This window comes from Mixta sp. Marseille-Q2659 (assembly GCF_940807255.1).
In the GTDB taxonomy this organism is placed as follows: domain Bacteria; phylum Pseudomonadota; class Gammaproteobacteria; order Enterobacterales; family Enterobacteriaceae; genus Mixta.
In genome coordinates, this window is record NZ_CALNWY010000014.1 from 51,566 (window position 1) to 75,445 (window position 23,880).

The 23,880-nt window shown below is 55.7% G+C and carries 22 protein-coding genes and 1 other RNA gene; 15 read left to right on the top strand and 8 right to left on the bottom strand.

Annotated features, from left to right (window positions below; translation table 11 throughout):
* Positions 1–29 precede the first annotated feature (29 nt).
* Entirely contained in the window at positions 30–941 is a 912-nt protein-coding gene (locus P3C52_RS11830) for a LysR family transcriptional regulator ArgP (protein WP_275555195.1), read from the bottom strand.
* Between the two features lie 183 nt (positions 942–1,124).
* Here P3C52_RS11830 and rpiA point away from each other — a divergent pair, with 183 nt between their 5' ends.
* Both rpiA and serA read left to right on the top strand, forming a co-directional pair.
* Positions 1,125–1,784 (top strand): ribose-5-phosphate isomerase RpiA, encoded by a 660-nt coding sequence (rpiA, locus tag P3C52_RS11835; RefSeq protein WP_275555196.1) that lies wholly within the window; start codon positions 1,125–1,127, stop codon positions 1,782–1,784.
* Between the two features lie 282 nt (positions 1,785–2,066).
* Positions 2,067–3,305 carry a phosphoglycerate dehydrogenase gene (gene serA / locus P3C52_RS11840; RefSeq protein WP_275555197.1) on the top strand — a complete coding sequence of 413 codons (1,239 nt, stop codon included), beginning with the start codon at positions 2,067–2,069 and terminating at the stop codon, positions 3,303–3,305.
* A gap of 54 nt (positions 3,306–3,359) precedes the next feature.
* Here serA and P3C52_RS11845 read toward each other — a convergent pair whose 3' ends face one another.
* The 3 genes from P3C52_RS11845 to zapA form a co-directional block, all read right to left on the bottom strand.
* Complete coding sequence (locus P3C52_RS11845; RefSeq protein ID WP_275555198.1) at positions 3,360–3,950, bottom strand: 5-formyltetrahydrofolate cyclo-ligase; 591 nt, start codon at positions 3,948–3,950, stop codon at positions 3,360–3,362.
* Positions 3,951–4,046: 96 nt separating this feature from the next.
* Positions 4,047–4,230, bottom strand: a non-coding RNA gene (gene ssrS, locus P3C52_RS11850) — 6S RNA.
* A gap of 40 nt (positions 4,231–4,270) precedes the next feature.
* On the bottom strand, positions 4,271–4,600 hold the full coding sequence (gene zapA / locus P3C52_RS11855) for a cell division protein ZapA (protein ID WP_085070241.1): 330 nt from the start codon (positions 4,598–4,600) through the stop codon (positions 4,271–4,273).
* 168 nt (positions 4,601–4,768) lie between these two features.
* Between zapA and P3C52_RS11860 the strand changes: the two genes are divergently transcribed.
* The 7 genes from P3C52_RS11860 (at position 4,769) to gcvP (ending at position 14,026) form a co-directional block, all read left to right on the top strand.
* The gene (locus P3C52_RS11860; protein ID WP_275555199.1) at positions 4,769–5,350 is read left to right on the top strand and encodes a YecA family protein; all 582 of its coding nucleotides are present in this window, start codon (positions 4,769–4,771) and stop codon (positions 5,348–5,350) included.
* A gap of 52 nt (positions 5,351–5,402) precedes the next feature.
* A complete protein-coding gene (gene pepP / locus P3C52_RS11865) occupies positions 5,403–6,725 on the top strand; it encodes a Xaa-Pro aminopeptidase (RefSeq protein ID WP_275555200.1) in 1,323 nt (440 codons plus the stop codon).
* Complete coding sequence (gene ubiH / locus P3C52_RS11870; RefSeq protein WP_275555201.1) at positions 6,722–7,900, top strand: 2-octaprenyl-6-methoxyphenyl hydroxylase; 1,179 nt, start codon at positions 6,722–6,724, stop codon at positions 7,898–7,900. Before pepP ends, ubiH begins: the two co-directional genes overlap by 4 nt.
* Before the next feature lie 13 nt (positions 7,901–7,913).
* The gene (gene ubiI / locus P3C52_RS11875; protein WP_275555202.1) at positions 7,914–9,113 is read left to right on the top strand and encodes an FAD-dependent 2-octaprenylphenol hydroxylase; all 1,200 of its coding nucleotides are present in this window, start codon (positions 7,914–7,916) and stop codon (positions 9,111–9,113) included.
* A gap of 462 nt (positions 9,114–9,575) precedes the next feature.
* Positions 9,576–10,670, top strand: a complete 1,095-nt coding sequence (gcvT, locus tag P3C52_RS11880; protein WP_275555203.1) for a glycine cleavage system aminomethyltransferase GcvT — start codon at positions 9,576–9,578, stop codon at positions 10,668–10,670.
* Positions 10,671–10,691: 21 nt separating this feature from the next.
* On the top strand, positions 10,692–11,078 hold the full coding sequence (gene gcvH / locus P3C52_RS11885; RefSeq protein WP_275555204.1) for a glycine cleavage system protein GcvH: 387 nt from the start codon (positions 10,692–10,694) through the stop codon (positions 11,076–11,078).
* Between the two features lie 74 nt (positions 11,079–11,152).
* A complete protein-coding gene (gene gcvP / locus P3C52_RS11890; protein WP_275555205.1) occupies positions 11,153–14,026 on the top strand; it encodes an aminomethyl-transferring glycine dehydrogenase in 2,874 nt (957 codons plus the stop codon).
* Between the two features lie 273 nt (positions 14,027–14,299).
* Here gcvP and P3C52_RS11895 read toward each other — a convergent pair whose 3' ends face one another.
* Both P3C52_RS11895 and P3C52_RS11900 read right to left on the bottom strand, forming a co-directional pair.
* Positions 14,300–15,739 carry a 6-phospho-beta-glucosidase gene (locus P3C52_RS11895; protein WP_275555206.1) on the bottom strand — a complete coding sequence of 480 codons (1,440 nt, stop codon included), beginning with the start codon at positions 15,737–15,739 and terminating at the stop codon, positions 14,300–14,302.
* Between the two features lie 222 nt (positions 15,740–15,961).
* Positions 15,962–16,693, bottom strand: coding sequence for a MurR/RpiR family transcriptional regulator (locus tag P3C52_RS11900; RefSeq protein ID WP_275555207.1), 732 nt, complete (start codon positions 16,691–16,693; stop codon positions 15,962–15,964).
* A gap of 218 nt (positions 16,694–16,911) precedes the next feature.
* Here P3C52_RS11900 and P3C52_RS11905 point away from each other — a divergent pair, with 218 nt between their 5' ends.
* Positions 16,912–17,565, top strand: coding sequence for a hemolysin III family protein (locus tag P3C52_RS11905; protein ID WP_275555208.1), 654 nt, complete (start codon positions 16,912–16,914; stop codon positions 17,563–17,565).
* Between the two features lie 123 nt (positions 17,566–17,688).
* On the opposite strand, the gene ygfZ is transcribed toward P3C52_RS11905, so the two are convergent.
* Positions 17,689–18,675, bottom strand: coding sequence for a tRNA-modifying protein YgfZ (gene ygfZ, locus P3C52_RS11910; protein WP_275555209.1), 987 nt, complete (start codon positions 18,673–18,675; stop codon positions 17,689–17,691).
* Between the two features lie 225 nt (positions 18,676–18,900).
* On the opposite strand from ygfZ, the gene sdhE reads away from it, so the two are divergent.
* Positions 18,901–19,179 (top strand): FAD assembly factor SdhE, encoded by a 279-nt coding sequence (gene sdhE, locus P3C52_RS11915; protein WP_085070265.1) that lies wholly within the window; start codon positions 18,901–18,903, stop codon positions 19,177–19,179.
* Positions 19,160–19,558 carry a protein YgfX gene (locus P3C52_RS11920; protein WP_275555210.1) on the top strand — a complete coding sequence of 133 codons (399 nt, stop codon included), beginning with the start codon at positions 19,160–19,162 and terminating at the stop codon, positions 19,556–19,558. The genes sdhE and P3C52_RS11920 overlap by 20 nt, the downstream gene beginning before the upstream one ends.
* A gap of 259 nt (positions 19,559–19,817) precedes the next feature.
* On the opposite strand, the gene fldB is transcribed toward P3C52_RS11920, so the two are convergent.
* The gene (gene fldB / locus P3C52_RS11925) at positions 19,818–20,336 is read right to left on the bottom strand and encodes a flavodoxin FldB (RefSeq protein ID WP_275555211.1); all 519 of its coding nucleotides are present in this window, start codon (positions 20,334–20,336) and stop codon (positions 19,818–19,820) included.
* A 90-nt stretch (positions 20,337–20,426) separates the two neighbouring features.
* On the opposite strand from fldB, the gene xerD reads away from it, so the two are divergent.
* From xerD to recJ, 3 genes are read left to right on the top strand one after another with little or no spacing between them, the layout of a single operon-like run.
* Positions 20,427–21,338 carry a site-specific tyrosine recombinase XerD gene (xerD, locus tag P3C52_RS11930; protein WP_275555213.1) on the top strand — a complete coding sequence of 304 codons (912 nt, stop codon included), beginning with the start codon at positions 20,427–20,429 and terminating at the stop codon, positions 21,336–21,338.
* Positions 21,339–21,363: 25 nt separating this feature from the next.
* Positions 21,364–22,068 carry a bifunctional protein-disulfide isomerase/oxidoreductase DsbC gene (gene dsbC / locus P3C52_RS11935; RefSeq protein ID WP_275555214.1) on the top strand — a complete coding sequence of 235 codons (705 nt, stop codon included), beginning with the start codon at positions 21,364–21,366 and terminating at the stop codon, positions 22,066–22,068.
* A 6-nt stretch (positions 22,069–22,074) separates the two neighbouring features.
* Positions 22,075–23,805, top strand: a complete 1,731-nt coding sequence (gene recJ, locus P3C52_RS11940) for a single-stranded-DNA-specific exonuclease RecJ (RefSeq protein WP_275555215.1) — start codon at positions 22,075–22,077, stop codon at positions 23,803–23,805.
* Positions 23,806–23,880 lie beyond the last annotated feature (75 nt).

A 23,880-nucleotide genomic window follows, 5' to 3' on the forward strand; every position in this document is an offset into this window, starting at 1 on the left:
CAGGTCGCCTTTTTTATTACCCGCTCGTATTACCCGCTGACTGTCTCATCTTCCTGACGCAGTACACGATGTCCGTGCGCCAGCAGCGCGTCGGTCACTTTGCGCATCAGACGGCTTTCCGGCGCAAAACGGTGCCAGTACAGCATCCGGCGCTGATAGAGGCCAGGCGTCAAATCGATGAGTTCACCGCTGGCCAGCTCCCGTTCAATTTGCAGATGTGGAATCATACAGCAGGTAGAACCCTGCCGCGCCAGCTGCACAAAGGCTTCAGACGAGTTAACGATGTGGCAGGGAACGCTGCCGGGCGAAAGGTCGAAATTCTGCTGCAGAAAGGCCTGGTGCATATCATCAAGATGGTCAAAGGCGACCGCTGGCGCTTTCAGCAGCGCCGAACGCGTGACGCCGTTCGGGAAGTAGCGCGCGGCAAATTCGCGTGAGCCGACAAACAGGTAATCCAGCGCGCCAAGGCGATCCACCAGGCAGCTGGGCAGTGGCTGCGGCTGAATACTGACGGCGCCGACCACTTCGCCGCGACGTAAGCGTTCCTGCGTGCGGGTTTCATCTTCTACCTGTAAATTCAGGCGTACCGGCGAATCGGTCAGGACATCTTTTAAGGCGGGCAGCAGCCAGGTCGCCAGACTGTCGGCGTTCACCGCCAGCGACAGCAGCAGCGGCGTGGTGCCGCCGTTTTCATCACCCAGCCACTCATCTTCCAGCAGTTCTACCTGATGCAGCAGCGCCAGCAGCTTCTGCCCCTGTTCGGTCGGGCGCGGCGGAATAGTACGAACCAATAGCGGCTGGCCAAACATATTTTCCAGCTGCTTAATGCGCTGCGATACTGCTGATTGGGTGATACAGAGTTTTTGCGCCGCGCGTTCAAAGCCGCGCTCACGGATCACAGCATCCAGAGCCTGAAGCGTTCGATAGTCGGGTCTTTTCATTGTTGTTCTGTTCTCCTTCAGGAATGCCGGACTGCCATAAAATTAATGCCTTGCCGCAGCCGATACGCGCGGCGGTTTGTGGGCTGCTTTGCAAAGCGACAAAACGCTGCGCAGCAACACGCACTTTAGCCAGCGCTTGTTTTATACTACGCGCTCACCATTAGCACAGGTTTTAAACATACCATGACGCAGGATGAACTGAAAAAAGCAGTCGGCTGGGCCGCGCTGGATTATGTCACACCGGGCACCATCGTCGGCGTGGGGACGGGATCGACCGCCGCGCATTTTATCGATGCGCTCGGCTCGATTAAACATCAAATCGACGGCGCCGTCTCCAGCTCGGAAGCCTCCACGCTGAAGTTAAAAAGCCTGGGAATTCCGGTTTTTGACCTTAACGAAGTGGATTCGCTGGCGGTTTATGTCGATGGCGCCGATGAAATTAACCCGCAGATGCAGATGATCAAAGGCGGCGGCGCCGCGCTGACGCGCGAGAAAATTATCGCCGCGGTAGCAGATAAATTTATCTGTATTGCCGACGCCTCCAAGCAGGTCGATGTGCTGGGCAAGTTTCCCCTGCCGGTAGAAGTGATCCCGATGGCGCGGGCTTATGTGGCGCGTGAGCTGGTGAAGCTGGGCGGTTTGCCGGAGTATCGTCAGCAGGTGGTAACCGATAACGGCAACATTATTCTCGACGTGCATAATCTCAGTATCGTTAATCCGGCGGAGCTGGAACGCGCAATCAACGCGCTGCCCGGCGTGGTAACCGTGGGGCTTTTTGCCGCACGCGGCGCCGATGTCGCCCTGATTGGCACGCCTGACGGCGTTAAAACCATCACCAAATGATCTGGCTGGCGCGCTGGCCGCGCCGCTTATTTCTTGCAAAAAAACATCTTTTCTACAGACAGCGTAATTTGGTGACTTATGTCACATAACGGTAACCCGCAATGCTATCATTCTGCCTGTAGCACACTTCTCCCCATAATCTGTTGAATCCAGCCTGAACCGCCTTTTCCCGTGCTAAGCGGCAGGCAATCGTTTGTATTGCCGCGCGCGTAAATTTTGATATTTTGGCAGAAGGCTGGCTTATCGCAGCCCCTTCTGAAGTCTGCAAAATAGGGTCGGGAAATGGCAAAAGTATCACTGGAGAAAGACAAGATTAAGTTTCTGCTGGTGGAAGGCGTCCACCAGAGCGCGCTCGATAATTTGCGTGCGGCAGGTTACACCAATATTGAATATCACAAAGGAGCGCTCGACAGTGAGTCGCTGAAAGCCTCCATTCGCGATGCGCACTTTATCGGTATTCGTTCCCGTACTCAGCTGACTGAAGAGATTTTTGCTGCCGCTGAAAAACTGGTGGCGGTGGGCTGCTTCTGTATCGGTACTAACCAGGTCGATCTGGACGCGGCGGCAAAGCGCGGCGTACCGGTATTCAACGCGCCGTTCTCTAATACGCGTTCAGTCGCGGAACTGGTGATTGGCGAGATGCTGCTGCTGATGCGCGGCATTCCTGAAGCGAATGCGAAGGCGCACCGGGGCATCTGGAATAAGCAGGCGGCAGGCTCGTATGAGGCGCGCGGTAAAAAGCTGGGCATTATCGGCTACGGCCATATCGGTATGCAGCTGGGCGTGCTGGCGGAAAGCCTGGGGATGCACGTTTTCTTCTACGATATTGAAAACAAACTACCGCTGGGCAATGCGACCCAGGTTAGCCATCTTTCCGATCTGCTGAATATGAGCGATGTGGTCAGCCTGCATGTGCCGGAAACGCCCTCCACCCAGAATATGATGGGGCCAGAAGAGCTGGCGCTGATGAAACCCGGCTCGCTGCTGATTAACGCTTCGCGCGGTACGGTGGTGGATATTCCGGCGCTTTGCCAGGTGCTGGCGAATAAGCATCTCTCCGGCGCGGCCATTGATGTCTTCCCGGAAGAGCCAGCCACCAACAGCGATCCGTTTAACTCGCCGCTGTGCGAGTTCGATAACGTGATTCTGACGCCGCATATCGGCGGCTCGACCCAGGAAGCGCAGGAGAATATTGGCGTTGAAGTGGCGGGTAAACTGGCGAAATACTCTGACAACGGTTCCACGCTTTCCGCCGTCAATTTCCCGGAAGTTTCGCTGCCGACTCACGGCGATCACGTCAGCCGTTTGCTGCACATTCATGAAAACCGTCCGGGCGTGCTGACCGCTATCAACCAGATTTTTGCCGAGCAGGGCATTAATATTTCAGCGCAGTATCTGCAAACCACGCCGATTATGGGTTACGTAGTAATCGATATTGATGCGGAGCTGGATGTGGCGCATAAGGCGCTAACGTTGATGAAAGCAATTCCGGGAACGATGCGCGCGCGCCTGCTTTACTGATCGCGCCTTCAGGTTTAACCGCTATCTACGCCGCCTTGCTTGTCAGGCGGCGTTTTATTTTTCCCACTGCCACAGGCGCGAAGGCGTCAAAATCGCGGGCAGGGGAATATCCCATTCCGCAACCGGCAGCGCATCAACCAACTGACAATCATGTGCTAAGCCTACCGGCAGGAAATTGTGCTGACGCCAGTTTTGCAGAGTGCGATCGTAAAAGCCGCCGCCCATTCCCAGACGCTGTCCCTGCTTATCAAACGCCACCAGCGGTACAAACATCAGATCCAGCCGATCGAGCGGAATAATCTGCCTGACATCCAGCAGTGGCTCCTGAATGCGTAAGCGATTCGGCGTCATAACGGTTTCCGGCGTATAGCGGATAAAAAGCAGATTACCGGGCGAGAAAGGGTGCAGTACCGGCAGATAGACATGCTTGTGCTGCTGCCACAGGCGGGCAATCAGCGGCCGGGTATTGAGTTCGCCATCAACCGAGAGGAACAGTGCAATATGCTGCGCTTCAGAGACCGGCAGCAGGTTGATTGCATGTTCAGCGACGCTATCCGCTGCCAGCGTTTGCTGCTCAGCCGTTAATCCGCGCCGCAAATGACGGACGTGCGTGCGTATAGCCTGACGTTCAAGAGATAAAGTCATGAAGAATATCCTGCGCCTGCGGGGATGTGGCGACTATACACAGCAGCAGCGAGGGATTTCAATGCGAGCGCAGGGAATAACTACAGAAAAAAGAAGGGAATCTCCGAGATGCCGCCGTAGGCTGTAACCCTTGAACCCTTGGTTCAAGGTGAATGTGTCGTCGCAACCATCAGGCTTCCCGGACGGACCGGGCATGCTCACAGGCTACGGAGCGCCACACTCTGTGGTTTTGAAATATCGGCTCAGGGGACTGGCCCACTTGCAAACATCTCAGAGAAATTGTACTTCACCGCCACTGTAGCACAGCAGGCCGTAAAGTTTTATTCGAACTTCGCACCCTGGCGTTCAGTTATGCGACCTTGCTCAAGTAACGCTTGTTCAATGGTCTGTTGCAGCATTCGGATGCGTTGTTCCATGTTAGCAGCGTAGTCACGGGTTTTTCCCTTTTCTTGCGCAAGCTCATGGCAAATGTTCAACGCAGCGATGAACACCAGCTGCTCTGTATTTGTGACTCTAGTGCGAACTTTCAGATCTTGCAACCGCTGATTAAGATCTTCCGCCGCCGCGTTTAACGCATCTTGCTGTTCAGGCGGACAATTCACGCGTAACGAACGTCCAAAAATCTGAATATCTACCGGTTGTGCAGACATGCCACCTTCCTGACTGATTACTGCGCCCGCATCGTTCTGAACCTGCTCCGGCTCAGAAGGGGCGCCACTATATCGACCCTTGCGTGAAGAAACAAGCCCTTTCTGGAAACCTCAAGGCACCTGGTGGTAGCATAACACGAACTTAATCCGCCAACGATGATAATGAATATGTCTACAGATAACACACAGCCGGGCTACCAGGCGCTGGCATCCGTTCTGACCCAACAGGGGACAGGAATGACACCGGCCGAAATGCACGGTTTGATTAGCGGCATTGTCTGCGGTGGCAATAAAGATCACAGTTGGAAAACGCTGGTACACGATCTCACTAATGAGGGCTTAGCGTTTTCCCAGTCGCTGTCGCAGCCGTTGCAGGAACTGCACGCGCATATTCAGGACACGCTGGAAGAAGAGGGCTTTTTGTTTCAGCTGCTGCTGCCGGATGAAGACGAAAGCAGCGTTTTTGAGCGAGCCGATGCATTAGCGGGCTGGGTTAATCATTTTCTGTTAGGCCTGGGCGTAACGCAGCCTAAACTGGATAAGGTGAAAGGCGAAGCGGGCGAGGCCATCGACGACCTGCGCACCATCGGCCAGCTTGGCTATGATGAAGAAGACGATCAGGAAGAGCTGGCGCAGTCGCTCGAAGAAGTCATTGAGTATGTACGCGTTGCCGCTCTACTGTGCCATGAAACCTTTAACCAGCCGGTAATGCCGACCGCGCCGGAAGCCAAAAAGCCGACGCTGCACTGATCGTTTCGTTTGCCAGCGCCGCGCGGCGGCCTAACTCAGGGAGAAGATACGGATGATTACGCTGGATACTTTTTTGCAGCGCCGTCAGGCGCTGCTGTCGCGTATGGCTTCAGGCAGCGCGGCGTTGATTTTTGCTGCGCCGGAAGTGACGCGCAGCGCGGACAGTGAATATCCTTACCGACAGAACAGCGATTTCTGGTATTTCACCGGATACAACGAGCCTGAAGCGCTGCTGGTGTTGATTAAAAGCGATGACACTCATAACCACAGCGTGTTGTTTAACCGCGTGCGTGATAAGCAGGCGGAAATTTGGTTTGGCCGTCGTTTAGGGCAGGAAGCGGCGCCGGAGAAGCTGGGCGTCGATCGGGCGCTGCCCTGGGATACGCTGGATGAGCAGCTTCATCAGTTGCTGAACGGGCTGGACGTGGTTTATCACGCGCAGGGCGAATATGAATTTGCCGATCGGATTGTTTTTAGCGCGCTGGAAAAGCTGCGTCGCGGCTTTCGTCAAAACCTTCAGGCACCCGATACGCTCACCGACTGGCGTCCCTGGGTTCATGAAATGCGCCTGTTCAAAGGCCCGGAGGAGATCGACATCCTGCGGCGCGCCGGAGAAATCAGCGCGCTGGCCCATACGCGGGCGATGCAAACCTGTCGGCCCGGCATGTTTGAATACCAGCTTGCCGGCGAGATCCATCATGAATTTACCCGTCACGGCGCGCGTCATCCTTCTTATAACACCATTGTTGGCAGCGGCGAAAACGCCTGCATTCTGCACTACACCGAAAATGAGAGCGAGCTGCGCGCGGGCGACCTGGTGCTGATTGATGCGGGCTGTGAATTTCACGGCTACGCGGGCGATATTACCCGCACCTTTCCGGTGAGCGGCAAGTTTAGTGCGCCGCAGCGCGCCATTTATGACATCGTACTGGCGTCACTTTATAAGGCGCTGGCGCTGTTCCGTCCCGGCACCAGCATTCGTGAAGTCAACGAAGAAGTGGTGAGAGTAATGGTAACCGGCCTGGTTGAGCTGGGCGTGATGCAGGGTGATGTGGAACTGCTGATGGCTGAAAACGCGCATCGTCAATTCTTTATGCACGGCCTGAGCCACTGGCTGGGGCTGGATGTGCATGACGTCGGCCATTACGGTACGCCGGATCGCGGGCGCATTCTGGAACCAGGCATGGTGCTGACCGTTGAACCGGGGCTTTATATTGCGCCCGATGCGGACGTTCCGGCGGAATACCGTGGGATCGGCATCCGTATTGAGGATGACATTCTGATCACCGAACAGGGCAATGAAAATCTGACCGATAGCGTGGTGAAAGATGCCGATGCTATCGAAGCGCTGATGGCGGCAGCGCAGCAGGCATGAGCGTAATCATTGCCGGCGGCGGCATGACCGGCGCAACCCTGGCGCTGGCGCTGTCACATCTGACCCAGGGAAAACTGCCGGTGACGCTGATTGAAGCGGTCGCGCCGGGCGATCGAGCCCATCCGGGATACGATGGACGAGCGATTGCGCTGGCGGCAGGCACCTGCCAACAGCTGGCGGCCATCAATGTGTGGCCCGCATTGGCCGACTGCGCCACGCCGATTACCCATGTTCACGTCAGCGATCGCGGCCATGCGGGATTTGTGAACATGGCGGCCGCTGACTATGGCGTCAGCGCGCTGGGCAATGTGGTTGAACTGCATGAAGTAGGAAACCGGCTTTATCAGCAGTTACGCAAGGCGCCAGGCGTCACGCTGCGCTGTCCAGAGCAGGTTAGCCGCGTTGAGCGTCATCAGGATAGCGTGAGCGTTACGCTTTCCGGCGGCGAGACGCTGCAGGGAAGTTTGCTGGTGGCTGCCGACGGCTCCCGCTCGCATACCGCCGCGGCCTGCGGCATCCAGTGGCACAGCGAGGATTACCAGCAGATTGCCGTTATCGCTAATGTAACCACGCAACTCGCCCATCAGGGGCGGGCTTTCGAGCGCTTTACGCAATATGGCCCGCTGGCGCTGCTGCCGATGTCAAACGGGCGCAGCTCGCTGGTCTGGTGCCATCCGCCTGAAGCCCAGTCCCGTATCAATAACTGGAGCGACGCCGAATTTCTGGCCGAGCTGCAGCAGGCATTTGGCTGGCGGCTGGGGCGTTTTACCCACACAGGGCTGCGTTACAGCTATCCTTTAGCACTGCAAAAGGCCGATCGGACAGTCGCGCATCGGCTGGCGGTAGTCGGCAATGCGGCGCAAACGCTGCACCCGATTGCCGGTCAGGGCTTTAACCTGGGCATTCGTGATGTAATGTCGCTGGCGGAAACTCTGGCGGCGGCGCATCGTGAACAGGCCGATCCGGGCAGCTTTGCCGTATTGCAGCGCTATAGCCAGCGGCGCGTGGCTGACCGTGCAGCCACCATCGGCGTGACCGACGGACTGGTACGGTTGTTTGCCAACCGCTATCTGCCGTTGGTGGTTGGCCGCAACCTGGGCCTGATGACAATGGATAATTTACCCTGGCTGCGCAACCGACTGGCGGAGCGGACGCTTGGCTGGGTAGCGCGCTGAAAAGAGGATTTCAATGCAAACTTATGATGTGGTAATCGCCGGTGGCGGTATGGTTGGACTGGCGGTAGCCTGCGGATTACAGGGTTGCGGATTGCGCATCGCGGTGCTGGAAAAAGCGGCGCCGACACCTTTTAACGCCAGCGGCCCGCACGGGCTGCGCGTTTCGGCGATTAATGCGGCCAGCGAGCGGCTGCTACAGCATCTCGATGTCTGGTCAGCGATTTTGGCACAGCGCGCCAGCAGCTATCACGGCATGGAAGTGTGGGATCGCGACAGCTTTGGCCGTATCGAATTTGATGAGCCGCAGGAGATTAGCCACCTTGGACATATCATTGAAAATGAGGTGATTCATCAGGCGTTGTGGCAGCGCGCGCAGCAGCTGAGCGATATTACGCTGCTGGCGCCCGCTCAGCTCCAACAGGTGGCTTTTGGCGATAACGAAGCCTTCGTGACCCTGCAGGACGGCAGCATGATGAGCGCGCGTCTGTTGATCGCGGCGGACGGCGCGCACTCCTGGCTGCGTGATAAAGCGGATATTCCCTTAACGTTCTGGGATTACGAGCATCACGCGCTGGTGGCCAACATCCGCACTGAACAGCCGCATCAGTCGGTGGCGCGCCAGGTGTTTCATGGTGAAGGTATTCTGGCCTTTCTGCCGCTGAGCGATCCGCATCTCAGTTCCATCGTCTGGTCACTGTCGCCGCAGGAAGCCACCCGACTGCGTGAAATGCCTGCCGCGTTATTTAATCAGCAGCTGTCGGTGGCCTTTGATATGCGCCTGGGGCTGTGCGAGCTGGAGAGCGATCGCCAGACGTTTCCGCTGATGGCGCGCTATGCCCGCCAGTTCGCCGCCCATCGCCTGGCGCTGGTTGGCGATGCCGCGCACACCATTCATCCGCTTGCTGGTCAGGGCGTTAACCTGGGATTTATGGATGCCGCCGAGCTGACGGGGGAGATCCGACGTCTGCATCAGCAGGGCAAAGATATTGGTCAGCATCTTTATCTGCGCCGTTATGAGCGCAGCCGCAAACACAGCGCGGCCATGATGTTAGCCAGCATGCAGGGCTTCCGTGAACTGTTCGCTGGCAATAATCCGGCGAAAAAATTCTTACGGGATGTCGGCCTGCGGCTGGCGGATAACCTGCCTGGCGTTAAGCCTCGACTGCTTAAGCAGGCGATGGGATTACATGACCTACCGGAATGGCTACGCTAAGCACCTTCCAGTAAAAGGGCCAAATGGCCCTTTTTAATGCTAAACAAAGACTTAATCTCTGCTTCTGCCAACCTTGCTGTCGGCTTGCACTATCATGATGCGGCTGCACGCTTTTGATCTTCTCGTTTGAATTATTCTAATTTCACCTGCTAATTCGCATTACTTTTACTCATGTAACAGCGTTTTCCTCAGCGGCTTTTTTTAACGTAATTCGATACCTGTCTGGTTTTTAAACTGCTTTGTTACGCTTCTGTTGTTGGTTATGTGCCTTGCGACGCATTTTTTCAGTGAAAAACTCTGCACAATCGACGAGGCCTTAAACGCTGCTGCCCTGAATTCGCCCTTGTTTAGCTTATGGTTAAACCGCGCATTCAGTGGTAACGTCGGGAAAAAGAGAACGTTTGCGTCAGGCGTTTTAGCAACTTTTAGCGTCTGGTTACCCCGTTAACGCACAGGAATGTTATGAAGCAGACTCCTTTATATGAACAGCATCAGGCCTGCGGTGCCCGCATGGTTGATTTCCACGGCTGGATGATGCCGCTGCACTACGGCTCGCAGATGGATGAACATCATGCGGTGCGTAATGATGCCGGTATGTTTGATGTCTCCCATATGACCATTGTCGATCTGCGCGGCGAACAGACGCGGGAATTCCTGCGCATTCTGTTAGCGAATGACGTTGCCCGTCTGACGCAGCCAGGCAAAGCGCTTTACAGCGCCATGCTAAACGCCTCCGGTGGCGTAATCGATGATTTGATTGTTTACTTTATGAGCGATGACTGGTTCCGGCTGGTGGTCAACTCGGCCACGCGCGAAAAGGATTTAGCCTGGATTAGCGAACATGCCGAACCGTTCAACGTTACGCTTCAGGAACGTGACGATCTGGCGCTGATTGCCGTGCAAGGCCCGCAGGCCCAGCAGAAGGCGCAAACGCTGTTTAGCGAGGCGCAGCGGCAGGCTGTCAGCGGCATGAAGCCTTTCTTCGGCGTAGAGTCGGACGGCTTCTTTATCGCCACCACTGGCTATACCGGTGAAAGTGGTTATGAGATCGCCCTGCCGAATGAGCAGGCCGCTGATTTCTGGCAGCAGCTGCTGGCGGCGGGCGTGAAGCCAGCCGGACTTGGTGCCCGCGACACGCTGCGGCTGGAAGCCGGAATGAATCTTTACGGCCAGGATATGGATGAAGGCGTCTCGCCGCTGGCGGCGAATATGGGCTGGACCATCTGCTGGGAACCAGCCGATCGCGCTTTTATTGGCCGGGAAGCGCTGGAATTCCAGCGGGAAAAGGGCACCGAAAAACTGGTCGGCCTGGTGATGACGGAGAAAGGCGTGCTGCGGAACGGTCTGCCGGTCATGTTTACCGATGCGCAGGGCAACTTACAGCAGGGCGTGATTACCAGTGGCTCTTTTTCCCCAACGTTAGGCTGCAGCATCGCGCTGGCGCGCGTTCCGCAAGGCATCGGCGCGCGCGCCATCGTCCAGATCCGCAACCGGGAAATGCCGGTCAGCGTCACCAAACCTATTTTTGTTCGCGCCGGAAAGCCGGTCGCTCAGTAACCAGTGCAGGAGAGTGCAGCGATGAGCAATGTGCCAAATGAATTAAAATATCGTGAAAGTCATGAGTGGGTACGTAAGGAAGCGGACGGCACCTATACCGTTGGCATTACCGAACATGCGCAGGAGCTGCTGGGCGATATGGTGTTTATCGACCTGCCGGAAGTCGGCGCCAGCTTCGCCGCTGGCGATGATTGCGCGGTCGCGGAGTCAGTTAAAGCGGCCTCCGATATTTATGCGCCGCTCAGCGGTGAAATCGTCGCGGTTAACGACCAGCTGGAAGCGTCGCCGGAGCAGGTCAACAGCGAGCCGTACGGCTCCGGCTGGCTGTTCCGTCTGAAAGCCAGCGATGAAGCTGAACTGGATCAGCTGTTGGATGCCGATGCCTATCTGGCATCCATCGACGAATAATCCCCGGTGAAAGGCCAGCGCTGTTACAACGCTGGCCGTATATGTGACAGCAAGCCCCTCAGGATTGACGATTCATGACTCAGACACTCAGCCAGCTTGAACATACTGGCGCCTTTATTGAACGCCACATTGGTCCCTCCGCTGCGCAGCAGGAAAGCATGCTGCAGGCGATTGGCGCCGGTTCGCTCAGTGAGCTTATCACCAGCATCGTGCCCGCCGACATTCAGCTGCCGGGCCCGCCAGCCATTGGCGATGCGCTGACGGAGCATCAGGCACTGGCCGAGCTGAAAGCGATCGCCAGCCGCAATCAGCGTTTTAAATCTTATATCGGCATGGGCTATACGCCGGTGCTGATGCCGCCGGTGATCCTGCGCAACCTGCTGGAAAATCCAGGCTGGTATACCGCTTATACGCCGTATCAGCCGGAAGTTTCCCAGGGCCGTCTTGAGGCGCTGCTAAATTTCCAGCAGCTGACGCTTGATTTAACCGGAATGGATATCGCGTCAGCATCGCTGCTGGACGAAGCCACCGCGGCGGCTGAAGCGATGGCGATGGCAAAGCGCGTCAGCAAGCTGAAAAATGCGAACAAATTCTTTATCGCCGACGATGTTCATCCGCAAACGCTGGATGTGGTCAGAACGCGGGCGGAAACCTTCGGTTTTGAGATTCTGATCGATAAAGCCGAACGCGCACTGGATCACGATGAGCTGTTTGGCGTGTTGCTGCAGCAGACCGGCACCACTGGCGAAGTTCACAACTATGGCACGCTGATCGCTGCACTGAAAGCACGTAAAGTGGTGGTCAGCGTAGCGGCCGATTTTATGGCGCTGGTACTGCTGGAAGCGCCGGGCCGTCAGGGCGCGGATATTGTTTTCGGCTCCTCCCAGCGCTTTGGCGTGCCGATGGGCTACGGCGGCCCGCACGCGGCCTTTTTTGCGGCGCGTGATGAGTTTAAACGTTCAATGCCGGGACGCATTATCGGTGTATCGCGCGACGCCGCTGGCAATACGGCGCTGCGTATGGCGATGCAGACGCGCGAGCAGCATATTCGTCGTGAAAAAGCGAACTCCAACATCTGTACTTCTCAAGTACTGCTGGCCAACATTGCCGGTTTTTACGCCGTGTTCCACGGGCCGGAAGGGCTGAAACGCATCGCCAGCCGCATTCATCGTCTGACCGATATTCTGGCGGCCGGTCTGCAAAAGGGCGGGCTGACGCTGCGTCACAATAGCTGGTTCGATACGCTGACCGTTGAGGTTGCCGATAAAGCCGCCGTGCTAGCGCGGGCGCTCAGCTTCGGCGTTAACCTGCGTACCGATATTCATCAGGCGGTGGGCATTACGCTGGATGAAACCACCAGCCGCGAAGATGTCGCCACGCTGTTTGCGATTCTGCTGGGCGATGACCATGGTCTGGAGATCGACGCGCTGGATAGCGCCGTTGCCGCTGACAGCGGGTCGATTCCCGCAGCGCTGCAGCGCCAGCAGCCAATCCTGACGCATCCGGTCTTTAATCGCTATCACAGCGAAACCGAAATGATGCGTTATATGCACAGCCTGGAGAAAAAGGATCTGGCGCTGAACCAGGCGATGATCCCGCTCGGCTCCTGCACCATGAAGCTTAACGCCGCCGCTGAAATGATTCCGATTACCTGGCCAGAATTTGCCGAGCTGCATCCGTTCTGCCCGGCAGAGCAGGCGGCGGGCTATCTGCAGATGATCGGCCAGCTGTCGCAGTGGCTGGTGCAACTGACCGGTTATGATGCGCTCTGTATGCAGCCGAACTCCGGCGCACAGGGCGAGTACGCTGGTCTGCTGGCTATTCGTCGCTATCATGAAAGCCGTAACGAGGGCGAGCGTCATATCTGTCTGATCCCCAGCTCCGCTCACGGCACCAACCCGGCTTCGGCGCAGATGGCTGGTATGACGGTGGTAGTCGTTGCCTGCGATAAGCAGGGCAACATCGACCTGCATGATTTACGCGAGAAAGCGGAGCAGGCGGGCAGCGCGCTCTCCTGCATTATGGTGACCTATCCTTCTACTCACGGCGTGTATGAAGAGACGATTCGCGAAGTTTGTCAGATCGTTCACCAGTATGGCGGGCAGGTCTATCTCGACGGCGCGAATATGAATGCGCAGGTCGGCATTACCACCCCGGGCTATATCGGCGCCGACGTTTCTCACCTTAACCTGCACAAAACCTTCTGCATTCCGCACGGCGGCGGCGGGCCGGGCATGGGGCCGATCGGCGTGAAAGCGCACCTGGCGCCGTTTGTACCAGGCCACAGCGTGGTGCAGATTGATGACATGCTGACGCAGCAGGGTGCGGTTTCCGCCGCACCGTTCGGCAGCGCCTCTATTCTGCCGATCAGCTGGATGTACATTCGCATGATGGGCGCGGAAGGGCTGAAGCAGGCCAGTTCGGTGGCGATCCTGAACGCGAACTATATTGCCAGCCGTTTACAGTCTGCCTATCCGGTGCTGTACACCGGACGCGATCATCGTGTTGCGCATGAATGTATTCTGGATATTCGTCCGCTGAAAGAGCAAACCGGTATTAGCGAGCTGGATATTGCCAAGCGCCTGATCGACTACGGATTCCATGCGCCGACCATGTCATTCCCGGTAGCTGGAACGCTGATGGTGGAGCCGACCGAATCAGAAGGGAAAGCCGAACTGGATCGCTTTATCGATGCGATGCTGGCGATTCGTATGGAGATCGATCGCGTGGCGAATGGCGAATGGCCGCTGGAGGACAATCCGCTGGTCAATGCGCCGCATACGCAGCAGGAGCTGGTAAGCGACTGGTCGCATCCTTACAGCCGCGAGCTGGCGGTGTTCCCGGCGGGAAGCAGCAATAAGTACTGGCCGACGGTGAAGCGTCTGGATGATGTCTTCGGCGATCGCAACCTGTTCTGTTCCTGCGTGCCGATTAGCGAATACCAGTAAGCCGGTTTTTGAAGGAAAAAGACTCAGACAACATTAAAGCTTGCTGCTGTCGACGATGTGTCTGCAAGAGATGTTGCGGCCGTCCGTAAAGACGCAACGGCCGTCATCCATGACGCGCTCGGCCCGCGCCTTCCCTGGCGCGGGACGCTTTATTCCAGGCCGTAACATCTCTTGCCTCAGGTTCAGGTGTCGCCTGTTTTCCTCGCTCAGGCACCTTACCAACCAAAAAAGGCCGGTATTTATCCAGCCTTTTCTAATTACAGCAGCTTCTGTTTACAGCTGTTCGCCGTTGCTGGCGATCACCTGTTGATACCAGGCGAAGCTCTTCTTCTTCGAACGCGCCATGGTGCCGCTGCCGTCGTCATTCTTATCCACATGAATAAAGCCGTAGCGCTTGTTGTACTGGCCGGTGGTAAAGGATACGCAATCAATGCAGCCCCACGGCGTATAACCCATCAGGTCAACGCCATCTTCCAGCACCGCCTTTTTCATCTGCTCAATGTGCGCGCTCAGGTAGTCGATGCGGTAATCATCTTCAATAAAGCCGTCAGCGTTCGGCTTATCGATCGCGCCGAAGCCGTTTTCCACGATAAACAGCGGCTTCTGATAACGCTCATAGAGAATATTCAGTGAATAACGCAGGCCAACCGGATCGATCTGCCAGCCCCAGTCAGAGGCTTTAACGTGCGGATTCGGCACGCTGCCTTCAAAGCCGGTAATGGAAACGCCCTGGCCTTTGGTATTGGCCTGCACTGCATTGCTCATGTAGTAGCTGAAACCGATATAGTCGCAGCAGCCGTTGCGCAGGATCTCGTCGTCGCCGGCTTCCATCTCAATATGGTAGCCTTTGCGCGCCCATTCCTGCAGCGTGTAGGAAGGATAGTAGCCGCGCATCTGCACATCGCTGAATACATAGCGACGGTGCATCGCTTCCTGGGCAAACATCACATCGTCCGGGTGACAGGAGAACGGATAGACCGGCACCATCGCGATCATGCAGCCAATCTGGAAATCGGGATTAATACGATGCCCCAATTCAACCACTTTTGCGCTGGCGACGAACTGGTGGTGCATCACCTGATACATCGCCTGCTCAGGTTTTTCATGATCGGTAAATACCACGCCGGAACAGCAGTAGCCGAACAACGGATAATTCCAGGTGCGCTGGTTGTTGATCTCGTTAAAGGTCATCCAGTATTTCACCTTGTGCTGATAGCGGCGCATCACCACTTCGCTAAAGCGCACAAAGAAATCGACCACTTTCCGGTTCAGCCAGCCACCGTACTGCTTCACCAGATGCCACGGCATCTCAAAATGGGACAGCGTGATCACCGGCTCAATGCCGTGCTTCAGCAGCTCATCGAACAGGTCGTCATAAAATTGCAGACCCGCTTCGTTCGGCTCCAGCTCATCGCCGTTGGGGAAAATACGCGTCCAGGCGATAGAGGTACGGAAGCATTTAAAGCCCATCTCGGCAAACAGCGCCACGTCTTCTTTATAGCGATGATAAAAATCAACCGCTTCGTGATTCGGATAGTTATAGCCAGGCTGTACGCCATCGGTCATTACACGATCGACGCCGTGGGAGCCGCCGGACAGTACGTCACAGATACTGATGCCTTTACCGCCCTGATCCCAGCCGCCTTCAACCTGATGCGCGGCAACGGCGCCGCCCCAAAGGAAATCTTTTGGTAACTGTTGCTGTTTTGTCATAAACAATTCCTTACTGTTGCAGTAAAAAACGATCCGATTCACGCGCAGCCCGAATATTTCATTAAACGGCGGCAAAAATAACAAGGCGGCCGGTTAAAAGGATGCGGAAAATATAGCGTTCTGATGAAAAGCGTTGACCGGAGTTTAGCAAAGCGCGGCAGAATGTCACGTTATAACGAAACGTGACAAACGTAACTTGTTACCTGTAAAAAACAGCCTGTTTTATTTTATCTGGCGGCTGGCGAGTTTACGACCAATGGTTTCGATAATATACATGGTTGGCACCTGCGTCGTAATATCGAGGCCGCCGTTCATGCGAATTAAAGGCATATGGCAGGAGATATTAAAATCGGCCAGCTTAGCCAGCGAGCTGGTTTCACTGTTGGTAATAGTAATGATTTTGCAACGATTCAGGCTGAACTGGCTGGCAAGCCGTAGGATCTCTTCCGTTTCACCAGAGACAGAGAGAATAATCGCCACCGCGTCCTTATACATATCGCTGCTGACCGGATAATAAGGGTCATCAATATAATTACTGAATTTTCCGACATTAGAGAAAAAACGCGCGCCATATTTTCCTAATGTGCCGGAGGTGCCTGCGCCGACGAAAATAATACGTTGCGCTGCCAGAATATGTTCTACCGCCTGGCTAATTAAATGCTCAAATTCATCGTTATTAATGCTTTTAAAAAAGCTGACCAGTTCATTGACGCCATAATTAATGGGCCGCAGCTGTTCCTGCTCCAGATATAATTTAAATCGAATACGAAATTCAGAATATCCGTCGCACTGCATTTTACGACAAAAGCGTAATACCGAGGTGGTGGAGACACCTGCGGCATCGGCCAGCTCACGGATGGTCATATACATCACTTTGTCACCGCTTTTGATAACGGTGTTGTAAACCATCATCTCTGTGTCATTGAGCGTTGAAATTATGCTGTGCGTAAACATGCTGTATCCGTCATTGATTCCCGCGCCATACCTTACCAGATTTTGCCTTTGCCGCCGATGAAGAAGGCGGTAACAGAGTGACATAAAATTATTTAAGCTTACACGTGTACACTGAAAGGTTTCTCGTCTAGGCTGTGGGTGCGTAGAAATTCAACAGTGTTTTTCGGTAACGATTTTCGTTTTCGGCACAGTGAATTAGCCGAGGATGGAGCAAAAAAATGACAAATAAAAGCGCATTAGCAGAGGGATATTCTCTCGCAGAGGAGGTCGCTAACAGCATTAGCCACGGTATTGGCTGTATTTTCGGGATCGTTGGGCTGGTTTTGTTACTGAATCAGGCGATGGCGGCGAATGCGGGAATTGTCGCGCTTGTGAGCTACAGCCTGTACGGCGGCAGTATTATTTTGCTGTTTCTCGCCTCGACACTGTATCACGCAATTCCTTACCCGCGCGCTAAATTCTGGCTGAAAAAGCTGGATCACTGTGCAATTTATCTGTTGATTGCCGGAACCTATACGCCGTTTTTGCTGGTGGGACTTAATTCACCGTTAGCACACGGCCTGATGATTGTTATCTGGAGCCTGGCGCTGGCGGGTATTATCTTTAAGTTGTTGTTTATTCATCGCTTTAAGGCGCTATCGCTGGTGACTTATTTGCTGATGGGCTGGCTATCGGTAATTGTGATTTATGAGCTGGCTATGGAGCTGGAGCCCGGCGGCGTCTGGCTGCTGGCGGCAGGCGGAATTATTTATACGCTGGGTGTTATTTTTTATGTCGCGAAGCGCATTCCTTATAATCATGCCATCTGGCATGGCTTTGTGCTGGGCGGCAGCATTTGCCACTTTCTGGCGATCTATCTCTACGTGCTGTAATGAGAACGGCAGAAAGATGGCTTCTGCGGCGATGCGAGCCTAAAAAACGCCTGGTGCTGGCGCAACGGGATCAATAAAAAAGGCGGCTGCGAGCCGCCTTTTCTTATGTTGCCAACCGGGAAATTACGCGTCCGCCAGCGAGTAGGGCAGCGGCTGAATCGCCAGCTGACCGCCTTCATCGCCCTGCACACGCAGCACGCTGTCTGCTTCCAGATCGTTATTCAGCACCGCCTGCACCCAAACTTCGCCCGATTCCAGTTGAACCGCAGCCAGAATGGTACCGGTACGCCGCCAGTTTTCACCCATCTTCAATTCCAGCGCATCGCCCGCGTCCGGCACGCGGCCCGCTTTGCCCGCCAGCCAGTAAAGGGCGCGTTTGTTGGCGCCGCGAAATTTAGCGCGCGCCACCATTTCCTGGCCGGTGTAGCAGCCTTTCTTAAAGCTGATGGCATCAAGCGCCTGTAAATTGGTCGCCTGCGGAATCAACTGGGCGCTGGTTTTATCACCCAGCACCGGCAAACCCGCTTCAATGTCCAGCGCCAGCCACTGCTTGCTGTCATTGAGCTGAGCTTCGCCCGCCAGCGCCTGTTTCAGTTCGCTGGCCTTTTCCGCCGTTGTTACCAGCAGAAAACGCTCAGCAGGCGTATCAAACCATAGCAGTGTTGAGTCGCCATCCTGCACTACCGGCGATTGCGCATCCGGCAGGGCGGCAAAGCGGTTGGTTAACGCCGCTCTGGCCTGAAAGCCTGCAACACCAAGCAGCACCGCGTTTTCATCGGCGGCTATAGTAACTTTAGAGAAAACTGCGTATTTCTTCAGTTCCGCAATCTGCGTATCGCGCAGGCTGCGGCGCTCAATATAGGCATAGCCTTCGCCACGGTGGAACAGGCGCAGGTTGCTCCACATTTTCCCTTTGGCATCGCAGTGCGCGCAGGGCAAATGCTTTTCTGCAGGCAGCGCGGCAACATCCAGCGTGACCTGGCCCTGTAAATAGCTGGTGCTGTCTGCGCCCTGAACGGAAACCAGCGCCCAGTCTTCCAGTGAAACTAACGTCAGCGGCAGCCGGGATGAAGCAACAGGCTGACGCGGTGGAAAAATAAAGTCAGGCATAGCGAGATCCTGAAGAGTCAGTGAATAACAAATGTGACTTCATATTAAAAGAGCAAGTGGGCTTTGCAACCTGTTTCCCGAAACCGACGCACAAATCGCGTGATAACCCTGCAACTTGTCATAGCGCTTTGCGGCGCGGCGCGCAGGGAGCGAATTTGCTTTCAACAGCCTGCAGAAAAAGCGCTACACTAGCCAGCATAGTTGAGCTAACCGATGACGGAACACATGGATATTAATGATAAATCCCGTATTCACTGGGCCTGCCGCCGCGGCATGCTGGAGCTGGACATCGCTATCATGCCTTTCTTTAAATATGAATATGATTCGTTAAGCGATGACGACAAGGCGCTGTTTATTCGCCTGTTGAAAAGCGACGACCCGGATCTGTTTAACTGGCTGATGAATCACGGCGAGCCGGCTGATGCCGAGTTGAAACGCATGGTGCAGCTGATCCAGACGCGCAATCAGCAGCGTGGGCCGGAACGTGGCGCGGTGGCAATCTGATCTCTCTCCATCGGCATGGGCGCAGCGTATTACGCTGGCGCTCTATATGCCGGTCGTTGTTGCGCTGTTGCTGCTGCCCTGGCCGCTACCGCTAACGCCGTTTATTGTCGGGCTATTACTGCTGTTAATGCTGGAGTTGCGGCATCGTTTACGCTTACAGCGGCAGTTATGTGGGTCATTGGTGGCCGATGAAAGCCGTTGCTGGCACTGGCAGCAACATAGCGCTCAGGTGACGCGACCGCCTTTTGCCTTACCTTTTGGCGTGCTGCTTTCTTTACGCACGGAGCGGGGAAAACGGTTCTCTCTGTGGTTGATGCGCGACAGCATGAGCGAAGCGAACTGGCGTGCGTTGCGCCGCCTGCTGAAAGGGTATCTGTAAGAAATCGGCGAGGCCCGTTTCTGACTGGGCCTGCATTGGACGAAAAACCGTATTCGGCTGCGTTCATCAGACAACGTGCCTTTAGGTTGCTGTGTTTATCAGGCCACACGGGTTTAAGTTGCTGTGTTTATCAGTCAACGTACGTTTAAGTCGCTGCGCTCATCAGCCATCGTGCCTGTAAATTTCTGCTTTCTTTCGCTTTTGTTTAACAGGCTAATCCCAGGTGTTCAAACCTGAGATCGCCTGCAACAGGCAGCCTTTATAGCAAGGCAGCGGTTTCCGTCAGGATCTGCTCACACCACTGCGCGATGCGCTCATCGCTTACATCGAACTGGTTCACATCATCCAGCGCCAGGCCCACAAACTGCTTGCCATCGGCAGTTAGCGGCTTCGGACTGGTAAACTCATAGCCTTCCGTCGGCCAGAAGCCAACAAACTGCACGCCCATCGGCGCCAGCAGGTCATGCAGCATCCCTAAAGCATCGAGAAACCACTCGCCGTAACCCAGCTGATCGCCCATTCCATACAGCGCCACCACCTTTCCGCGCAGATTAAGATCCGGGATTTCCTGCCATACCGCTTCCCAGTCTTCCTGTAGTTCGCCGAAATCCCAGGTAGGAATACCGAGGATCAGCATATCGTACTGTTCCATCAGCGCCGGGGAGTCATCTTTCAGGTTGTGCAGCGTTACCAGCTCCTCGCCGATAAAGTCGCGGATTTTCTCCGCGGCCATCTCGGTATAACAGGTGCTGGAACCGTAAAAAAGGCCAATCTTCATACGGAAAATCTACTCATAACGGTCTTCAGATGGGCGCAATTGTATCAGAAGGCTGCCGCTTTCAGGCATAATGAAGGCAAAATCACACAGATGCGCAAAGAGGGGAAAGTGCAGGATAACGATCTCATTGAACAGTTTCTGGATGCGCTGTGGATCGAACGTAATCTGGCGCAAAATACCCTGGCGTCATACCGCCAGGACCTTCAGTCACTTACCGGCTGGCTGGCGCATCATCAACGATCTTTGCTGCAGACCGACGCTGCCGATTTACAGGCTTTTCTTGCTGAGCGCGTGGAGGGCGGCTATAAAGCCACCAGCTCAGCGCGTCTGCTCAGCGCGATGCGCCGTCTGTTTCAGTATCTCTACCGTGAAAAACTGCGCGATGACGATCCCAGCGCATTGCTCTCGTCGCCTAAGCTGCCGCAGCGCCTGCCAAAAGATCTTTCGGAAGCGCAGGTGGAGCGGCTGTTACAGGCGCCCAGCGTTGAACAGCCAATTGAACTGCGCGATAAAGCGATGCTGGAACTGCTTTACGCGACCGGCCTGCGCGTTTCTGAGCTGGTAGGATTAACGGTCAGCGATGTTAGCCTGCGTCAGGGCGTGGTGCGCGTAATTGGTAAAGGCAACAAAGAGCGGCTGGTGCCGCTGGGGGAAGAGGCGATACACTGGCTGGAACAATATATGGAGTATGGCCGCCCCTGGCTGCTGAACGGGCAGGTTATTGATGTGCTGTTTCCCAGCAATCGGGCGCAGCAGATGACGCGCCAGACGTTCTGGCACCGGATCAAGCATTACGCCACGCTGGCGGGCATCGACAGCGATAAGCTTTCGCCGCACGTGTTACGCCACGCCTTTGCCACGCATCTGTTGAACCACGGCGCGGATCTCCGTGTCGTACAGATGCTATTGGGACACAGCGATCTCTCTACTACGCAGATTTACACGCATGTTGCGACCGAGCGTCTGCGTCAGTTACATCAACAGCATCATCCGCGCGCCTGAGGCGGCGGAACAATAAGGGAACAGGATGAAAAACAGATTTGCCATCGTCGCCTTGCTGGCTGCCTCCGTTACTGGCGTTGCCCAGGCTGATGACGCCGCGATCCAGCAATCACTCCGCAAGCTGGGACTGCAACAGACAGAAATTCAACCTTCTCCGCTGCCGGGCATGAAAACCGTGCTGTCGGAAAGCGGCGTGCTGTATGTCACCGAAGATGGAAAACATTTTATCCAGGGGCCGCTGTATGACGTGAGCGGCGCGCATCCGGTAAACGTAACCAATCAGCTGCTGCAGAAAAAAGTCGACGCGTTAAGTAAAGAGATGATCGTTTACAAAGCGCCGAAAGAGCAGCACGTGATTACCGTGTTCACGGATATTACCTGCGGTTACTGTCGCAAGCTCCATCAGGAAATGGCGGATTACAATGCGCTGGGCATCACCGTGCGCTATCTGGCTTTCCCGCGTGAAGGGATGAACGGGCAGGTGGCGAAAGAGATGAAGTCTATCTGGTGCGCGGCGGATCGTAATAAAGCGTTTGACGCGGCAATGAAAGGCGACGAAGTCTCTCCTATCGACTGTAAAATCAATCTCGACCAGCACTATCAGCTGGGCATCCTGTTCGGCATTCAGGGCACGCCGGCCATCCTGCTGGAAAACGGCATGATGATCCCCGGTTACCAGGGGCCGCAGGAGATGAAACAGCTTCTTGATAAACAAAAAAGCGGTAGCTAAACATCAGTGAATAAACCGACGCAACTCCGCCGCCGTGAGGCGGCAAATAATACGGCGCTGCCAGCGGATCTGCATCCGTTGCTGCGCCGTTTGTATGCCCAGCGCGGCGTCAGCGACCAGCGCGAGCTGGAGCGCGGCGCGAAATTCCTTCATCCCTGGGATGGATTAAGCGGGATGGATCGGGCGGTAGCGCTGCTGCATCAGGCGCTGCGCGAGGGTAAACAGATTATGATTGTCGGCGATTTCGATGCCGACGGCGCCACCAGTACCGCGCTCACCGTACTGGCATTGCGCGGCATGGGCGGCCAGCACGTGCAATATCTGGTGCCTAACCGTTTCGATGATGGTTACGGCCTGAGCCCGGAAGTGGTGGAGCAGGCGGCGGCGCGCGGTGCGGAGTTGATTCTGACGGTGGATAACGGCATCTCTTCGCACGCGGGTGTGGAGTGCGCGCATCAGAAAGGGATCCCGGTGCTGGTGACCGATCACCATCTGCCCGGCGAAACGCTGCCGGCGGCAGAAGCCATCGTCAATCCCAACCTTAACGACAGTTCTTTCCCTTCGAAAGCATTAGCGGGTGTCGGCGTCGCGTTCTATTTGATGCTGGCGCTGCGGGCGCACTTGCGCGAGCAGGGATGGTTCGATAACGGGCTGGCAGTGCCTAACCTGGCGGAGCTGCTTGATTTGGTCGCATTGGGCACGGTAGCGGACGTGGTGCCGCTGGATGCCAATAACCGGATTTTGGTATGGCAGGGCATGAGCCGTATTCGGGCGGGCAAATGTCGTCCGGGCATTCGCGCGCTGCTGGAAGTTGCCAATCGCGACGCACGTCAGCTGGCCGCCAGCGATTTGGGTTTTGCGCTGGGGCCGCGCTTAAATGCCGCAGGGCGTCTGGATGATATGTCAGTTGGCGTGGCGCTGCTGCTCACTGAAGATCTGGCGCAGGCGCGCATGTTAGCCAGCGAGTTGGATGCGTTAAATCAGACGCGTAAAGAGATCGAGCAGGGGATGCAGGCTGAGGCGCTGACGCTGTGCAATCAGCTGGAGCGCAGCAGTGAAGCGTTGCCGCTGGGCCTCGCTTTTTATCATCCTGAATGGCATCAGGGCGTGGTGGGCATTCTGGCTTCACGCCTGAAGGAGCGTTTTCATCGTCCGGTTATCGCTTTCGCGCCAGCGGGCGACGGCACATTGAAAGGCTCCGGTCGTTCCATTGCCGGTTTGCATCTCCGTGATGCGCTGGAGCGGCTGGATACGTTAAACCCAGGCCTGATCCTGAAGTTTGGCGGCCATGCGATGGCCGCTGGATTGTCGCTGGAAGAGGCGAAGTTTGAGCAGTTCAGCGCACGGTTTAGCGAATTGGTCGGCGAGTGGCTGGATGCCGAAGCGCTGCAGGGCGTTATCTGGTCTGACGGCGAGCTGATGGCGCAGGAGCTGACGTTGCCCACCGCAGAGCTATTGCGCGATGCCGGCCCGTGGGGGCAGGCTTTTCCTGAGCCGATTTTTGACGGCAAGTTTAAGCTGCTACAGCAGCGTCTGGTGGGCGAGCGGCATCTGAAGGTAATGATCGAGCCGTTAGGTGGCGGGCCATTACTGGACGGAATCGCTTTTAACGTAGATACGCGGCTCTGGCCGGATACCAGCGTGCGTCACGTTGAGCTGGCCTATAAGCTGGATGTGAATGAGTTTCGCGGCAATCGCAGCGTGCAGTTATTGATTGAGCATATCTGGCCGTTGTAACAGGTTTAGGTGTTTGCGCCGTAGGGCAGGCTTTAAAAGCGCTGCTGGTCGGCCAAAGGGATAAGTTGCCGTTCA

What these genes read in the sequence shown, in the direction of transcription:
- rpiA (WP_275555196.1), top strand. Translation starts at nt 1,125, where the DNA reads ATGACGCAGGATGAACTGAAAAAAGCAGTCGGCTGGGCCGCGCTGGAT.
- gcvT (WP_275555203.1), top strand. Translation starts at nt 9,576, where the DNA reads ATGAAGCAGACTCCTTTATATGAACAGCATCAGGCCTGCGGTGCCCGC.
- P3C52_RS11830 (WP_275555195.1), bottom strand. Translation starts at nt 941, where the DNA reads ATGAAAAGACCCGACTATCGAACGCTTCAGGCTCTGGATGCTGTGATC.
- zapA (WP_085070241.1), bottom strand. Translation starts at nt 4,600, where the DNA reads ATGTCTGCACAACCGGTAGATATTCAGATTTTTGGACGTTCGTTACGC.
- P3C52_RS11900 (WP_275555207.1), bottom strand. Translation starts at nt 16,693, where the DNA reads ATGTTTACGCACAGCATAATTTCAACGCTCAATGACACAGAGATGATG.
- fldB (WP_275555211.1), bottom strand. Translation starts at nt 20,336, where the DNA reads ATGAAGATTGGCCTTTTTTACGGTTCCAGCACCTGTTATACCGAGATG.
- gcvP (WP_275555205.1), top strand. Translation starts at nt 11,153, where the DNA reads ATGACTCAGACACTCAGCCAGCTTGAACATACTGGCGCCTTTATTGAA.
- gcvH (WP_275555204.1), top strand. Translation starts at nt 10,692, where the DNA reads ATGAGCAATGTGCCAAATGAATTAAAATATCGTGAAAGTCATGAGTGG.
- pepP (WP_275555200.1), top strand. Translation starts at nt 5,403, where the DNA reads ATGATTACGCTGGATACTTTTTTGCAGCGCCGTCAGGCGCTGCTGTCG.
- xerD (WP_275555213.1), top strand. Translation starts at nt 20,427, where the DNA reads ATGCGCAAAGAGGGGAAAGTGCAGGATAACGATCTCATTGAACAGTTT.
- ubiI (WP_275555202.1), top strand. Translation starts at nt 7,914, where the DNA reads ATGCAAACTTATGATGTGGTAATCGCCGGTGGCGGTATGGTTGGACTG.
- ubiH (WP_275555201.1), top strand. Translation starts at nt 6,722, where the DNA reads ATGAGCGTAATCATTGCCGGCGGCGGCATGACCGGCGCAACCCTGGCG.
- P3C52_RS11845 (WP_275555198.1), bottom strand. Translation starts at nt 3,950, where the DNA reads ATGACTTTATCTCTTGAACGTCAGGCTATACGCACGCACGTCCGTCAT.
- P3C52_RS11905 (WP_275555208.1), top strand. Translation starts at nt 16,912, where the DNA reads ATGACAAATAAAAGCGCATTAGCAGAGGGATATTCTCTCGCAGAGGAG.
- serA (WP_275555197.1), top strand. Translation starts at nt 2,067, where the DNA reads ATGGCAAAAGTATCACTGGAGAAAGACAAGATTAAGTTTCTGCTGGTG.
- sdhE (WP_085070265.1), top strand. Translation starts at nt 18,901, where the DNA reads ATGGATATTAATGATAAATCCCGTATTCACTGGGCCTGCCGCCGCGGC.
- P3C52_RS11895 (WP_275555206.1), bottom strand. Translation starts at nt 15,739, where the DNA reads ATGACAAAACAGCAACAGTTACCAAAAGATTTCCTTTGGGGCGGCGCC.
- ygfZ (WP_275555209.1), bottom strand. Translation starts at nt 18,675, where the DNA reads ATGCCTGACTTTATTTTTCCACCGCGTCAGCCTGTTGCTTCATCCCGG.
- dsbC (WP_275555214.1), top strand. Translation starts at nt 21,364, where the DNA reads ATGAAAAACAGATTTGCCATCGTCGCCTTGCTGGCTGCCTCCGTTACT.
- P3C52_RS11860 (WP_275555199.1), top strand. Translation starts at nt 4,769, where the DNA reads ATGTCTACAGATAACACACAGCCGGGCTACCAGGCGCTGGCATCCGTT.